The 13,466-nt window shown below is 54.1% G+C and carries 10 protein-coding genes; 8 read left to right on the top strand and 2 right to left on the bottom strand.

Annotated features, from left to right (window positions below; translation table 11 throughout):
* Positions 1–6 precede the first annotated feature (6 nt).
* From flgG to flgL, 6 genes are all read left to right on the top strand, one after another.
* Positions 7–789, top strand: coding sequence for a flagellar basal-body rod protein FlgG (gene flgG, locus AC534G_RS15470; protein ID WP_006685087.1), 783 nt, complete (start codon positions 7–9; stop codon positions 787–789).
* 57 nt (positions 790–846) lie between these two features.
* Positions 847–1,545, top strand: coding sequence for a flagellar basal body L-ring protein FlgH (gene flgH / locus AC534G_RS15465; RefSeq protein ID WP_016152630.1), 699 nt, complete (start codon positions 847–849; stop codon positions 1,543–1,545).
* Between the two features lie 33 nt (positions 1,546–1,578).
* On the top strand, positions 1,579–2,655 hold the full coding sequence (locus tag AC534G_RS15460; protein WP_087857787.1) for a flagellar basal body P-ring protein FlgI: 1,077 nt from the start codon (positions 1,579–1,581) through the stop codon (positions 2,653–2,655).
* Positions 2,655–3,605: a flagellar assembly peptidoglycan hydrolase FlgJ gene (flgJ, locus tag AC534G_RS15455; RefSeq protein WP_085048529.1), complete on the top strand. Its 951-nt coding sequence runs from the start codon at positions 2,655–2,657 to the stop codon at positions 3,603–3,605. The genes AC534G_RS15460 and flgJ overlap by 1 nt, the downstream gene beginning before the upstream one ends.
* A 64-nt stretch (positions 3,606–3,669) precedes the next feature.
* Positions 3,670–5,334, top strand: a complete 1,665-nt coding sequence (gene flgK / locus AC534G_RS15450) for a flagellar hook-associated protein FlgK (protein ID WP_110498367.1) — start codon at positions 3,670–3,672, stop codon at positions 5,332–5,334.
* Positions 5,335–5,348: 14 nt separating this feature from the next.
* Positions 5,349–6,302, top strand: coding sequence for a flagellar hook-associated protein FlgL (gene flgL, locus AC534G_RS15445; RefSeq protein ID WP_110498365.1), 954 nt, complete (start codon positions 5,349–5,351; stop codon positions 6,300–6,302).
* A gap of 77 nt (positions 6,303–6,379) precedes the next feature.
* Here flgL and AC534G_RS15440 read toward each other — a convergent pair whose 3' ends face one another.
* Entirely contained in the window at positions 6,380–7,579 is a 1,200-nt protein-coding gene (locus AC534G_RS15440; protein ID WP_110498835.1) for an MFS transporter, read from the bottom strand.
* 21 nt (positions 7,580–7,600) lie between these two features.
* Here AC534G_RS15440 and AC534G_RS15435 point away from each other — a divergent pair, with 21 nt between their 5' ends.
* Complete coding sequence (locus AC534G_RS15435; RefSeq protein WP_110498363.1) at positions 7,601–8,626, top strand: LysR family transcriptional regulator; 1,026 nt, start codon at positions 7,601–7,603, stop codon at positions 8,624–8,626.
* A gap of 40 nt (positions 8,627–8,666) precedes the next feature.
* On the opposite strand, the gene rne is transcribed toward AC534G_RS15435, so the two are convergent.
* Complete coding sequence (rne, locus tag AC534G_RS15430; RefSeq protein ID WP_110498361.1) at positions 8,667–11,903, bottom strand: ribonuclease E; 3,237 nt, start codon at positions 11,901–11,903, stop codon at positions 8,667–8,669.
* 574 nt (positions 11,904–12,477) lie between these two features.
* Between rne and rluC the strand changes: the two genes are divergently transcribed.
* Positions 12,478–13,431 carry a 23S rRNA pseudouridine(955/2504/2580) synthase RluC gene (gene rluC, locus AC534G_RS15425; RefSeq protein WP_167371252.1) on the top strand — a complete coding sequence of 318 codons (954 nt, stop codon included), beginning with the start codon at positions 12,478–12,480 and terminating at the stop codon, positions 13,429–13,431.
* Positions 13,432–13,466: the final 35 nt, after the last annotated feature.

Genomic DNA, 13,466 nt, shown 5'->3' with positions numbered 1-13,466 from the left:
CATTTTATGATCAGTTCATTATGGATCGCCAAAACCGGCCTGGATGCGCAGCAAACCAACATGGATGTGATTGCCAACAACCTGGCAAACGTCAGCACCAACGGATTTAAGCGCCAACGTGCGGTGTTTGAAGATCTGTTGTATCAGACGATTCGCCAGCCTGGCGCCCAGTCTTCTGAACAAACCACACTGCCGTCCGGTTTGCAGATTGGTACCGGTGTGCGTCCGGTGGCAACCGAGCGTTTACACAGCCAGGGGAACCTGTCGCAAACCAATAACAGTAAAGATGTGGCGATTAAAGGCCAGGGCTTTTTCCAGGTCATGCTGCCTGATGGTACGTCAGCTTATACCCGTGACGGTTCTTTCCAGGTGGATCAGAACGGTCAGTTAGTGACGGCGGGTGGTTTTCAGGTTCAGCCTGCCATCACCATACCGGCTAACGCGCTCAGCATCACCATTGGACGTGACGGTATTGTCAGTGTGACCCAACAGGGTCAGGCTGCGCCTGTTCAGGTCGGGCAGCTTAACCTGACCACCTTTATGAACGACACCGGCCTGGAAAGTATTGGTGAGAATCTGTACACCGAAACGCAGTCATCCGGCGCGCCGAATGAGAGCACGCCGGGGCTGAATGGCGCGGGTCTGTTGTACCAGGGTTATGTTGAAACCTCTAACGTCAATGTGGCGGAAGAACTGGTAAACATGATCCAGGTTCAGCGCGCTTACGAAATCAACAGTAAAGCGGTATCGACCACCGATCAGATGCTGCAAAAACTGACGCAACTCTAAAGTGGAGTCCGGTGGGGTGAGAACCTCACCGGCACACTGATTTTGAAGATGACCGCAATGCGAAAATACGCGCTTCACCCATACCCAATTTTAGCTCTGCTGGTGGTTTCACTGACAGGGTGCGCCTGGATCCCAGCCACGCCGCTCGTGCAGGGCGCGACGTCGGCTCAACCGGTTCCAGGCCCGACGCCGGTGGCGAATGGCTCAATCTTCCAGTCGGCGCAGCCGATTAACTACGGTTATCAGCCGCTCTTCGAAGACCGCCGTCCGCGCAATATTGGCGATACGCTGACCATCGTATTGCAGGAAAACGTCAGCGCGAGCAAAAGCTCCTCGGCAAATGCCAGTCGCGACGGCAAGACCAACTTTGGTTTTGATACCGTACCGCGCTACCTGCAAGGGCTGTTTGGTAACGAACGTGCCGACGTAGAAGCCTCCGGTGGGAACACCTTTAACGGTAAAGGCGGCGCGAACGCCAGCAATACCTTCAGCGGTACGTTGACCGTAACGGTCGATCAGGTCCTGGTGAATGGCAATTTACATGTCGTGGGTGAAAAACAGATCGCCATTAATCAGGGCACTGAGTTCATTCGCTTCTCCGGGGTCGTTAACCCGCGCACCATCAGTGGCAGCAACTCCGTACCGTCAACTCAGGTTGCGGATGCGCGTATTGAGTACGTCGGTAACGGCTACATCAATGAAGCGCAAAATATGGGCTGGTTACAGCGTTTCTTCCTTAACTTGTCGCCGATGTAAGCGAGGTACCCGGTGTTTAAATCTCTTGTTGGAATGGTACTGGTACTGGCAACCGCCTTTGCGCATGCCGACCGTATTCGTGACCTGACCAGCGTGCAGGGCGTGCGGGAAAACTCGTTGATAGGTTACGGGCTGGTGGTCGGGCTGGATGGTACCGGTGACCAGACCACACAGACGCCGTTTACGACGCAAACGCTCAATAACATGCTGTCGCAGTTGGGGATCACCGTACCAACCGGCACCAATATGCAGCTGAAAAACGTGGCGGCGGTGATGGTTACCGCGCAGTTCCCGGCTTTTGGTCGCCAGGGGCAAACCATTGACGTGGTGGTCTCTTCCATGGGGAACGCCAAAAGCCTGCGCGGCGGAACGCTGCTGATGACTCCGCTGAAAGGGGTCGATAGCCAGGTATATGCCTTGGCGCAGGGGAATATTCTGGTTGGCGGTGCGGGCGCGGCTGCGGGGGGCAGTAGCGTGCAAGTTAACCAGCTCAATGGCGGACGCATCACCAACGGCGCGACCATCGAACGTGAGTTGCCCAGCCAGTTCGGCGGCGGCAACACTATTAATCTGCAGCTCAATAATGAAGATTTCACTATGGCGCAGCAGATTACCGACACCATTAACCGCTCGCGTGGTTTTGGCAGCGCGACGGCGCTGGATGCCCGGACCATACAAGTGCGTGTGCCAAGCGGCAACAGTTCGCAGGTACGCTTCCTTGCCGACATCCAGAATATGGAGGTGAACGTCACGCCGCAGGACGCGAAGGTCATTATCAACTCGCGTACGGGATCTGTAGTCATGAACCGTGAAGTCACGCTGGATAGCTGTGCCGTAGCGCAGGGTAACTTGTCGATTACGGTAAACCGCCAGGCAAACGTCAGCCAGCCGGATACGCCGTTTGGCGGCGGGCAGACCGTAGTGACGCCACAAACGCAGATCGATCTGCGCCAGAGCGGCGGCTCGCTGCAAAGCGTACGTTCCAGCGCCAATCTGAACAACGTCGTGCGCGCGCTGAATGCGCTGGGGGCGACGCCGATGGATCTGATGTCCATTCTGCAATCGATGCAGAGCGCGGGTTGCTTACGCGCCAAACTGGAAATCATCTGATGATTGGCGACAGCAAACTGCTGACCAGCGCCGCCTGGGATGCGCAAGCACTGAACGAACTGAAAGCGAAAGCGGGTCAGGATCCGGCGGCGAATATTCGCCCCGTGGCCCGTCAGGTTGAAGGGATGTTCGTGCAGATGATGCTGAAAAGCATGCGTGAAGCGTTGCCGAAAGATGGCGTGTTTAGCAGCGATTCAACGCGTTTGTATACCAGCATGTATGACCAACAAATTGCGCAGCAGATGACCGCAGGCAAAGGTCTGGGACTGGCTGAAATGATGGTTAAGCAGATGACGCAAGGACAAGCGCAACCTGCTGATGATGCGCCACAGGTGCCGATGAAGTTTCCGCTGGAAACGGTGACCAGCTATCAAAACCAGGCGCTGACGCAACTGGTGCGCAAAGCCATCCCGAGGACGACGGAAAGTAATGATGAGCCGCTGTCGGGCGACAGTAAAGACTTCCTCGCCCAGCTGTCGCTGCCGGCAAAACTGGCGAGTCAGCAAAGCGGCGTTCCGCATCATCTGATTCTGGCGCAGGCGGCGCTGGAGTCCGGATGGGGCCAGCGGCAAATTCGCCGGGAAAACGGCGAACCGAGCTTCAACATTTTTGGCGTGAAGGCTTCGGGAGGCTGGAAGGGACCAACGACCGAAATCACCACAACCGAATATGAAAACGGCGAGGCGAAAAAGGTGAAAGCCAGATTCCGCGTCTATAGCTCTTACCTTGAGGCGCTGTCGGATTATGTCGGGCTGATTTCCCGTAACCCGCGCTATGCGGCGGTGACCGCAGCTGCAACCGCAGAGCAGGGCGCGCAGGCCCTGCAAAATGCCGGTTACGCTACCGACCCTAACTATGCGCGGAAATTAACCAGCATGATCCAGCAGTTGAAATCGATGAGTGAAAAGGTGAGCAAAACCTACAGCACGAACATCGATAATCTCTTTTAAATAGCTCAAGTCTACCGACCTGCTGCCGATAATAACGAGTATTGAAGGATTACAAGGAACCTCCATGTCCAGCTTGATTAATAACGCGATGAGTGGACTCAGCGCAGCGCAGGCCGCGTTGAACACTGCCAGTAATAACATCTCCAGCTATAACGTTGCCGGATATACCCGACAAACGACAATTATGGCGCAAGCGAACAGCACGCTGGGTGCGGGGGGCTGGGTAGGCAATGGCGTCTATGTTTCTGGCGTGCAGCGCGAGTATGACTCGTTTATCACCAATCAGCTGCGGGCAGCGCAAAACCAGAGCAGCGGTCTGACGACCCGTTATGAGCAAATGTCGAAAATCGACAACCTGCTGTCCAGCAAAACCAGTTCGATTTCGACCTCAATGCAGGACTTTTTTACCAGTCTGCAAACGCTGGTCAGCAACGCCGAAGATCCGGCGGCACGCCAGGCGCTGATCGGTAAAGCTGACGGTTTGGTGAATCAGTTTAAAACGACCGATCAGTATCTGCGCGATCAGGATAAGCAGGTTAATACCGCTATCAAAGCCAGCGTCGATCAGATCAACAACTACTCGAAACAAATCGCCAGCCTTAACGACCAGATTTCTCGTCTGACCGGTGTTGGGGCGGGGGCATCCCCTAACGATCTGCTCGATCAGCGCGACCAACTGGTCAGTGAACTGAACCAGCTTGTCGGCGTGGAAGTCAGCGTTCAGGACGGCGGCACTTACAACGTAACCATGGCGAACGGTTATTCATTGGTGCAGGGCAGCAATGCGCGCCAACTGGCGGCAGTGCCTTCCAGTGACGATCCTTCGCGTACAACCGTTGCGTATGTGGATGGCGTTGCCGGAGCGGTTGAGATCCCTGAGAAACTGCTGAATACCGGTTCATTGGGTGGACTGCTCACCTTCCGTTCGCAGGAACTGGATCAAACGCGTAACACGCTGGGCCAACTGGCGCTGGCGTTTGCCGATGCGTTTAACACCCAGCATAAAGAAGGTTTTGATGCTAACGGCGATGCGGGTAAAGATTTCTTTGCTATCGGCAGCCCGTCCGTACTGAGTAACGCTAAAAATACCGGTAAAGCAGAATTAAGTGCTGAAGTTGATGACAGTTCGAAAGTGCAGGCTACCGACTATAAAGTTGTGTTTAGCGGCGGCAAATGGCAGGTGACGCGTCTGGCCGATAACACCACGTTTGAAGCTAAACCTGATGCGAACGGTAAACTGGATATTGATGGTCTGAAGGTAACGGTTAAGGCTAATCCAACCGGCGCTAACGATAACGACAGCTTTATTCTGAAACCCGTGAGCAACGCTATCGTTGATATGAAAGTCATGGTGACAGACGAGTCGAAAATCGCCATGGCGTCAGAGAAAAACACTGATCCTGCTGCAGATACAGGTGCAAGCGATAACCGTAACGGTCAGAAACTGCTGGATCTGCAAACCAAGGCAACTGTTGGTAATAAAACCTTTAATGACGCTTACGCCACCCTGGTGAGTGACGTGGGCAACAAAACGGCGACGCTGAAAACCAGCAGTACCACGCAAAACAATGTGGTCAAGCAGCTTTATAACCAGCAGCAGTCGGTTTCCGGGGTAAACCTCGACGAAGAATACGGTAATTTGCAGCGTTATCAGCAGTATTACCTGGCTAACGCACAGGTATTGCAAACTGCGAATGCGCTGTTTGATGCATTGATTAATATTCGCTAAGGGAGAGGGACACAATGCGTATCAGCACCCAGATGATGTACCAGCAGAATATGCGTGGCATCACTAACTCTCAGGCTGAATGGATGAAGTTCGGCGAGCAGATGTCGACCGGCAAACGCGTGATCAGCCCGTCTGACGATCCGATTGCCGCGTCGCAGGCCGTAGTGCTTTCTCAGGCTCAGGCGCAGAACAGCCAGTACACGCTGGCGCGCACCTTCGCGACGCAGAAAGTCTCGCTGGAAGAGAACGTATTGAGCCAGGTAACAACGGCTATTCAGGCTGCGCAGGAGAAAATTGTTTATGCCGGTAACGGTACATTAAGTGATGATGACCGTGCATCGTTGGCCACTGATTTGCAGGGTATCCGCGATCAACTGATGAACCTGGCGAACAGCACCGACGGTAATGGGCGCTACATTTTTGGCGGATATAAAACCGAATCGGCCCCGTTTGCCCAGGCTGATGGTTCCTATAGCGGTGGAACAACAAATGTGACCCAGCAGGTTGATGCTTCCCGTACCATGGTCATTGGTCACACGGGCGACAAAATCTTCGCCAGCCTGACCAGCAACGCCGTACCGGAACCACCGGGTAGCACCCAGGAAAAGAACCTGTTCAAAATGCTGGACAGCGCGATTGAAGAGCTAAAAATTCCTATTGCGGGTGATGATGTGGCAAAGGATAAGGCCGCCGCCGCTATCGATAAAACCAATCGTGGCTTGAAAAACTCACTGAATAACGTGCTTTCCGTTCGCGCAGAATTGGGTACCCAACTGAGTGAACTGAGCTCACTGGATTCACTGGGAGCCGATCGTGCGTTAGGCCAAACCCAACAGATGAGCAACCTGGTGGATGTCGACTGGAATGCGGCGATTTCGTCCTACGTCATGCAGCAGGCCGCACTTCAGGCTTCTTATAAAGCATTTACCGATATGCAGGGAATGTCGTTGTTCCAGCTTAATCGGTAATATCTCTTTTTGAACATATCTTGAAACTGGGTATGTTTGTCTGCCCGCTCCCTTAACACCCAGGAGCGGGCATTTTTTTAGGCTACTGTTGTTTTGCTAAGCGACAGATTTCCCGTCAGCCTTATTACCAGCGCAAGCGCACCGCTGATGGTTGCCAGCGTCACCACACCTTCCCAGTTTGCCAGCGCATAGACCTGACTCCCGAGAACGGAACCCAGCGCCATACCAATGAACACCATAGTAAACAGCAGCGCATTCAGACGGCCCCGGGCCTGAGGCTCCAGGCCATAAACCAGGTTCTGGTGGGCAACCAGGCTGGATTGCAATCCGAGATCAAAACCGACCGCCGAAACAGCAATCAGCAGCCACTGCCCCTGTACTGGCAGGGCGGGTAACAAGAACATCAGTGCGAAAGAGACGGTTACCAGCAAAGCACCTAACTGCGTCACTTTTGCTGCGCCCACTTTATCGGCCAGATGACCCGCCAACGGCGCGGCAAGCGCACCGGCGGCTCCCGCGATACCAAACGCGCCCGCCATCGCGCTACCCATGTGATAATGTTCAGATAACATCACCGCCAGCGTGGACCAGAAAGCGCTGAAGGCTATGGACAGAAAGCCCTGTGCCAGCGCCGCGCGGCGCAATGCGGGATACCGTTGCCAGAGCTGCGCCATAGAGAGCATCAATGACGGGTAGCTCAGCGTAGAATGGGCCGTAAAACGAGGCAGTACCTTCCACATAATTACGGTAATCATGGCAATACTGGCGGCGGCAAGTTGGTACATCTCACGCCAGCCAAACGCTTCACCCACCAGTCCGCTAACGGTACGCGAGAGTAAAATCCCCAACAGCAGGCCAGTCATCACCGTGCCCACCGTTTTTCCCTGTTTGCCTTCCGGCGCCAGAATAGCCGCCGCGGGAACGATATCCTGCGCCATTGTTGCCGCCATGCCCATCAACAGGCTCACTATTAGCAGTGAATGTAACTGCCCGGTAAAGCTGCATGCCAGAAGCAGTACGGCAAGAGAGATACTTTTCAGCAGGATCAATGTCCGGCGGTCATAACGATCGCCCAATGGCAATAAAAACAGAATACCCAGCGCGTATCCCGCCTGGGTCAGCGTCGGAACCAGTCCCATGCCGGTAATACTTAAGTTCAGATCCTGACCCATTAAAGGCAGAAGGGGCTGGGCATAGTAGATAGCGGCAACGCTGAATCCGGCACCTGATGCCAGAACGAAAATGACCCAACGGGAAAGTGCGGTGTGTGTGTTCACAAATGATTCCTCAATCACAGGATGTGCGGCTATTTTTATCCTTCTGCGGGTGGTGCGGTAGCGAGCGCAGTGGTAAAACAGTTATACGTCAGACGTATGAAGAAACTGGTAATGATAAAAACTGAACGTATAGATAGGGTGGAATTGATGCGCACGTTTGTGCGTATCGTTGAAGCAGGGTCGCTTTCGGCAGCGGCAAAACAGATGGGGACAACGCAAGCGACGGTAAGCCGACGGTTGCAATCCCTGGAAACTCTGCTGGGTGTGAAACTGATCATGCGTACCACGCATGCGATGAAATTAACCGACGATGGAGAGCGCGGTTACCAGCATGCCAAAAATATCATTGATGCCTGGCTGGCGCTGGAAGATGGACTTAATGTCACGGAAGATGAACCGGTGGGGACGTTGCGCGTACGGGCGCCGCATGCGTTTGGACAGCAACAGCTCCTTGAGCCGCTGTTACAGTTTCTTTCGCGCTATCCACAGTTATCGGTGGAGTGGATGCTTAACGACAAAACCGTTGATTTCCTGAGCGATAATATTGATTGCGCGATTCGGGTTGGCGCGGAAGTCGATCCGGCCACGGTTTCCGTTTTACTGGCTGAAGTTCCCCGTAGCATGGTGGCGAGTCCTGTATTGCTGGAGCAATATGGCGAAATTTCGCACCCTGAGCAGTTATCCGCGCTGCCGTGGATTGCAGTGAACACGTTTTTTCAGCATAGCGTTTCGTTGCTACACCAGGCGCGTAATGAACCTGCCACGCTGACTATTTCACCCAGATTAAGTACGGACAGTATTTATGTGGCAAGAAATGCCGCGCTGGCCGGGCTGGGAGTGACGATTGTTTCCAGCTGGATGGTTGAAGAAGATATCGCCAACGGACGTTTAGTTATGCTGCTACCCGAGTGGCGGGCAGCCTCGTTGCCGGTGCATCTGGTTTATCCATGGGCGCGCTACTATCCGACACGGTTGCGCAAATTTTTAGCGTTAATGAAGGATGTGATGCCACAATTAACCGGGATGAAACGCGTCGAGCCGATATAAAAAAGCCGACCCTAAGGTCGGCTTTGATGTTGATTATGACTTATTCAACCGGCTGCGGGCGTGTTGCCGGCGCAGTGGCCTGATGCGTGGCGCTGTGTCCACCGGCGGCGCCTTTGCCTTCAAAGGTGAATGGCGGGCGCTGCCAGTCGCTATGACGCGGCGCTTCTGGCACATAATCCGGCGCGGGAGCGCGGGTCATCGGCGCAGTCGCATGGCTGTGAAGGTGCTCGGCGTCAACGCTTGTTGCGACAACGTCAGACTTAACGACTTCAGCTTCTACAACCGGCGCAGCAACAACTTCCTGCGGCGCAGCGACTTCTTCCACAACAGGTGCTGCTTGCGCGACTTGTGCGACTTCTTCAACCACCTCCGGCCGGGAGACAACGATTTCCGCAGGCTCTTCAGCCGGGGTTTCAGCGACCGGTTGAGCTTCAGCGGCGATCTCTTCAGCTACAGGTGCGTCAGATTCAGCGATAATTTGCGGTTGTTCTTCAACCGGGGTCGCAATGACTTCCGGATGCGTGGTTTCAACAACGGCAATCTGAGGTTCCGCTACAACTTCCTCTGGCTGCACGGCTTCAACCGGCGCAGGAGTGTCCGCAATGTGCTCAACGGCAGCCGCAGCAACCTGAGGCTCTACTGCGACAGAAGCAGTTTGCTCCTGGTGAATTTCCTGCTCGCGTTGTTCTTCAACCTGCTGATCCTGCGAACGAACGACAGGGTAGCTGATCCATACTTTACCGGACGCCAATTCAGGAGAAGCACAGGCGACGGTCAGCGGCATTGGCGACTGAGTCGGATAACGCTCGTCACGATAACGACGACGACGCTGTCCACTTACGCGCAGATGGCGAGGGGAACGGCGGGAACGACGTGGCATACCGTTGGAGTCACGCGCTTCGCTGTTGTCTTCCTGCTCAGGTGCGACAACGGCTGGCAGATCAACTTTCGCCAGTTCGGTACGCGGAGTCGGTACGGACTGCTCAACGGCTTGAGCGACAACGACCTCAGCTGCCGCAGCGGTAGTTGCCACTTCGGCTTCAACCGCCGTGCTGTCTGTATAACGCACTTTCTGGTTCAACTGACGCTGTTTACGACGGGTCTGAGGCTGACGTACGCGCTCTTCCTGCTCGGTATCCTGCGCTTGTTGTTCAGCCAGGTTCAGCTCTTTAACTTCCTGCTGCGCCTGACGCTTGTCATCGTTGCGGCGACGGTTGCGCTCGCGACGCGGGGTCTGCTGCTCATCACCTGATTTCGCTTTGTCAGCGACATCACTGGATTGCTGGCGATTATCGCGCGCTTCCGCATTTTGCTGCTGTGCCTGACGACGGTTACGACGATTGTCATCGCGGTTTTCGCCGTTTTCCGCACGTTCGTTACGGTTGTCACGATCGCCACGGTTATCGCGGTTATCACGACGATCGTTACGATCGCGACGATTATTTTGACGTGGTTTACGGCGGTCCTGCTGACGTTCCGTCTTCTCTTCAGCTTTCGGTGCAGGTTGTTCAACCGGCTTCGCTTCTTCGTTACCGCCGAAGATAGACTTCAGTGCGCTGAAGAAACGGCTAATCAAACCAGGCTGAGAGGCTGTTGCTGCGGTGGCGGCAGCAGCTTTAGGCGCAGCGGCTTTAACAGCGGGTTCTTGCACGGTTGGTGCTGGCGGCACGTCTGGCATAGCAAAGGTCGCGAGTGCCGGTTGCTCTGGCTGTTTACGCTCGACATACTCTTGTTCTGACGGCAGTTCCATTGCTTCTTCGTGCAGCTTCGGCAGCAAGTAGCTCAGGGTTGGCGTTTCTTCGCCTTTGCGGACGCGCAGCACGGAATAGTGCGGGGTTTCCATCTGATCGTTTGGCACGATTACACAGCGCACGCCATTCTGACGCGTCTCAATAGCGTTGACCGCAGTACGCTTTTCGTTGAGCAGATAAGAGGCAATTGGCACAGGAACGATAGCGTGAACTTCCTGGGTATTCTCTTTCAGCGCTTCTTCTTCAATCAGACGCAGAATAGACAGCGACAGAGATTCGTTATCACGCACGGTACCGGTGCCGGAGCAGCGCGGGCAGACGTGATGGCTGGACTCACCCAGCGACGGGCTCAGACGCTGGCGGGACATCTCCAGCAGGCCGAAGCGAGAAATATGGCTGATCTGAATACGCGCTCGGTCCTGACGCACGGCTTCACGCAGGCGGTTTTCAACCGCACGCTGGTGGCGAACCGGCGTCATATCGATAAAGTCGATGACAATCAGGCCGCCGAGGTCGCGCAGACGCAGCTGACGTGCAATTTCATCGGCTGCTTCCAGGTTGGTGTTGAATGCGGTTTCTTCGATGTCGCCGCCGCGGGTCGCGCGGGCGGAGTTGATATCGATAGCGGTAAGGGCTTCAGTGCTGTCGATGACGATGGAGCCGCCGGACGGCAGACGCACTTCGCGCTGGAACGCGGACTCAATCTGAGATTCAATTTGATAGTGGCTGAACAGCGGGATTTCACCGGTGTACAGTTTGATTTTGCTGCTGAAATCCGGACGACCCAGCGCGGCGATGTGCTGACGCGCCATCTCCATGACTTTCGGGTTATCAATGAGGATTTCGCCAATATCCTGACGTAAATAGTCACGGAATGCGCGGACGATGACGTTGCTTTCCTGGTGAATCAGGAACGGAGCAGGGCGGCTGTCGGCGGCTTTTTGAATGGCTTCCCAGTGTTTCAGGCGGAAGCTCAGGTCCCATTGCAGCGCTTCGGCGGATTTGCCGACACCTGCGGTACGCACAATAAGCCCCATACCATCAGGCAGTTCCAGGCTTGCAAGCGCTTCTTTTAATTCGGTGCGGTCGTCGCCTTCAATACGACGGGAGATGCCGCCCGCGCGCGGGTTGTTCGGCATCAGAACCAGATAACTACCCGCCAGGCTGATAAAGGTGGTCAGCGCAGCGCCTTTATTGCCGCGTTCTTCTTTATCGATCTGAACAATGACTTCCTGACCTTCACGCAACACATCTTTAATGTTGGGACGACCATGGGAGTTGTAGTTAGCGGGGAAGTATTCGCGGGCAATTTCTTTTAACGGAAGGAAACCGTGACGTTCAGCGCCGTAATCAACAAAAGCAGCTTCCAGACTCGGTTCAATACGGGTAATTTTACCTTTATAGATGTTGGCTTTTTTCTGTTCGTGTCCGGGACTTTCGATATCCAGATCGTACAGACGTTGCCCATCTACAAGGGCGACACGCAACTCTTCCTGCTGAGTCGCGTTAATTAACATTCTTTTCATCGTAACTTACTCATTATTCTTACATTGACGACTAAGCTGCGGGCAGAGTAATGCCTTTCCGGGTGTGAACCGATGGCCTCGTGTCTATTCGCGTCGCCAACCTCACGGTTATCGTCAGCTCAAAGAGGCGCAGAGTGTCGGTTGCCTGTATTTCATACGGAAACACAGCGCAATTATCAGGGGAACAGTCTGGGTGTTACTCTCCAGAAAAGCTTCCTTATTACCGGTAAGGACTGCAACCCGCAGCCCGCTAACTGCCTGAAAGATCAATACGTCTTACGCCATTGCTGCGTTGATGATCGGTCGGGCAAAATTGGGTCATTCCGGAAAAGGTCTTGTTTTAACAAGATTCAACACGGAGACAACCTCATTATTCCACTGCTAACCTTGTTATAGCAAGATGACTTTTGCCATTTATCACCCGGTTACTCACAGTTTTTTCACTTCCGCGTAGTGATTGGTTTAATAACCACCAAATCGGTTATGTCAAACTTAAGTAATAGGGTATAGCAGTTAATATAAGCATAGAAAAATGTGTGGCGCGAATCTTGATGGCTATTTAAAATCGGCCCCCATGAAAACAGAGACTCCAGCCGTAAAAACAGTTGCTATCACTGCCGACGAAGCAGGGCAACGCATCGACAACTTTTTACGCACTCAACTTAAGGGTGTGCCGAAAAGTATGATTTATCGCATTTTGCGTAAAGGCGAAGTGCGGGTGAATAAAAAGCGCATTAAACCCGAGTACAAACTCGAAGATGGGGACATTGTGCGTATTCCACCTGTGCGTGTCGCTGAACGTGAAGAAGAGACTATTTCCCCAAATCTGCAGAAGGTTGCGGCGCTGACTGATGTCATTTTATATGAAGATGATCATATTCTGGTGCTTAACAAACCTTCAGGAACGGCCGTACATGGCGGAAGCGGATTAAGCTTCGGTGTTATTGAAGGTTTACGCGCGTTACGTCCGGAAGCGCGTTTCCTCGAACTGGTGCATCGCCTGGACCGCGATACCTCCGGTGTGCTGCTGGTTGCTAAAAAACGCTCAGCCTTACGTTCGTTACATGAACAGCTGCGTGAAAAAGGGATGCAAAAAGACTACCTGGCGCTGGTGAGAGGCCAGTGGCAGTCGCATGTCAAAACCGTGCAGGCGCCGCTGCTGAAGAACATTTTGCAAAGCGGCGAGCGTATCGTGCGGGTGAATCAGGAAGGCAAACCGTCGGAAACACGCTTTAAGGTGGAAGAGCGCTATGCGTTTGCCACGCTTGTGCGCTGTAGCCCGGTCACAGGGCGCACGCACCAGATCCGTGTGCATACCCAATATGCCGGGCATCCGATAGCCTTTGACGATCGCTATGGCGACCGTGAGTTCGATAAACAACTCGCGGATACCGGACTGAACAGGCTGTTCCTTCATGCCGCGGCGTTGAAATTCACCCATCCGGGGACGGGCGAAGTGATGCGTGTTGAAGCGCCAATGGATAAACAGTTGAAGCGCTGCCTTGAGGTGTTACGTAGCAAAGCCTGATGCGCGTTGCTTATCAGGCCTGCAATCGCGTCATG

It is taken from the genome of Citrobacter sp. CRE-46 (assembly GCF_059615875.1).
This window is presented reverse-complemented; position numbering and strand designations above follow the sequence as displayed.

What these genes read in the sequence shown, in the direction of transcription:
- flgG (WP_006685087.1), top strand. Translation starts at nt 7, where the DNA reads ATGATCAGTTCATTATGGATCGCCAAAACCGGCCTGGATGCGCAGCAA.
- flgH (WP_016152630.1), top strand. Translation starts at nt 847, where the DNA reads ATGCGAAAATACGCGCTTCACCCATACCCAATTTTAGCTCTGCTGGTG.
- AC534G_RS15460 (WP_087857787.1), top strand. Translation starts at nt 1,579, where the DNA reads ATGGTACTGGTACTGGCAACCGCCTTTGCGCATGCCGACCGTATTCGT.
- flgJ (WP_085048529.1), top strand. Translation starts at nt 2,655, where the DNA reads ATGATTGGCGACAGCAAACTGCTGACCAGCGCCGCCTGGGATGCGCAA.
- flgK (WP_110498367.1), top strand. Translation starts at nt 3,670, where the DNA reads ATGTCCAGCTTGATTAATAACGCGATGAGTGGACTCAGCGCAGCGCAG.
- flgL (WP_110498365.1), top strand. Translation starts at nt 5,349, where the DNA reads ATGCGTATCAGCACCCAGATGATGTACCAGCAGAATATGCGTGGCATC.
- AC534G_RS15435 (WP_110498363.1), top strand. Translation starts at nt 7,601, where the DNA reads ATGTGCGGCTATTTTTATCCTTCTGCGGGTGGTGCGGTAGCGAGCGCA.
- rne (WP_110498361.1), bottom strand. Translation starts at nt 11,903, where the DNA reads ATGAAAAGAATGTTAATTAACGCGACTCAGCAGGAAGAGTTGCGTGTC.
- rluC (WP_167371252.1), top strand. Translation starts at nt 12,478, where the DNA reads ATGAAAACAGAGACTCCAGCCGTAAAAACAGTTGCTATCACTGCCGAC.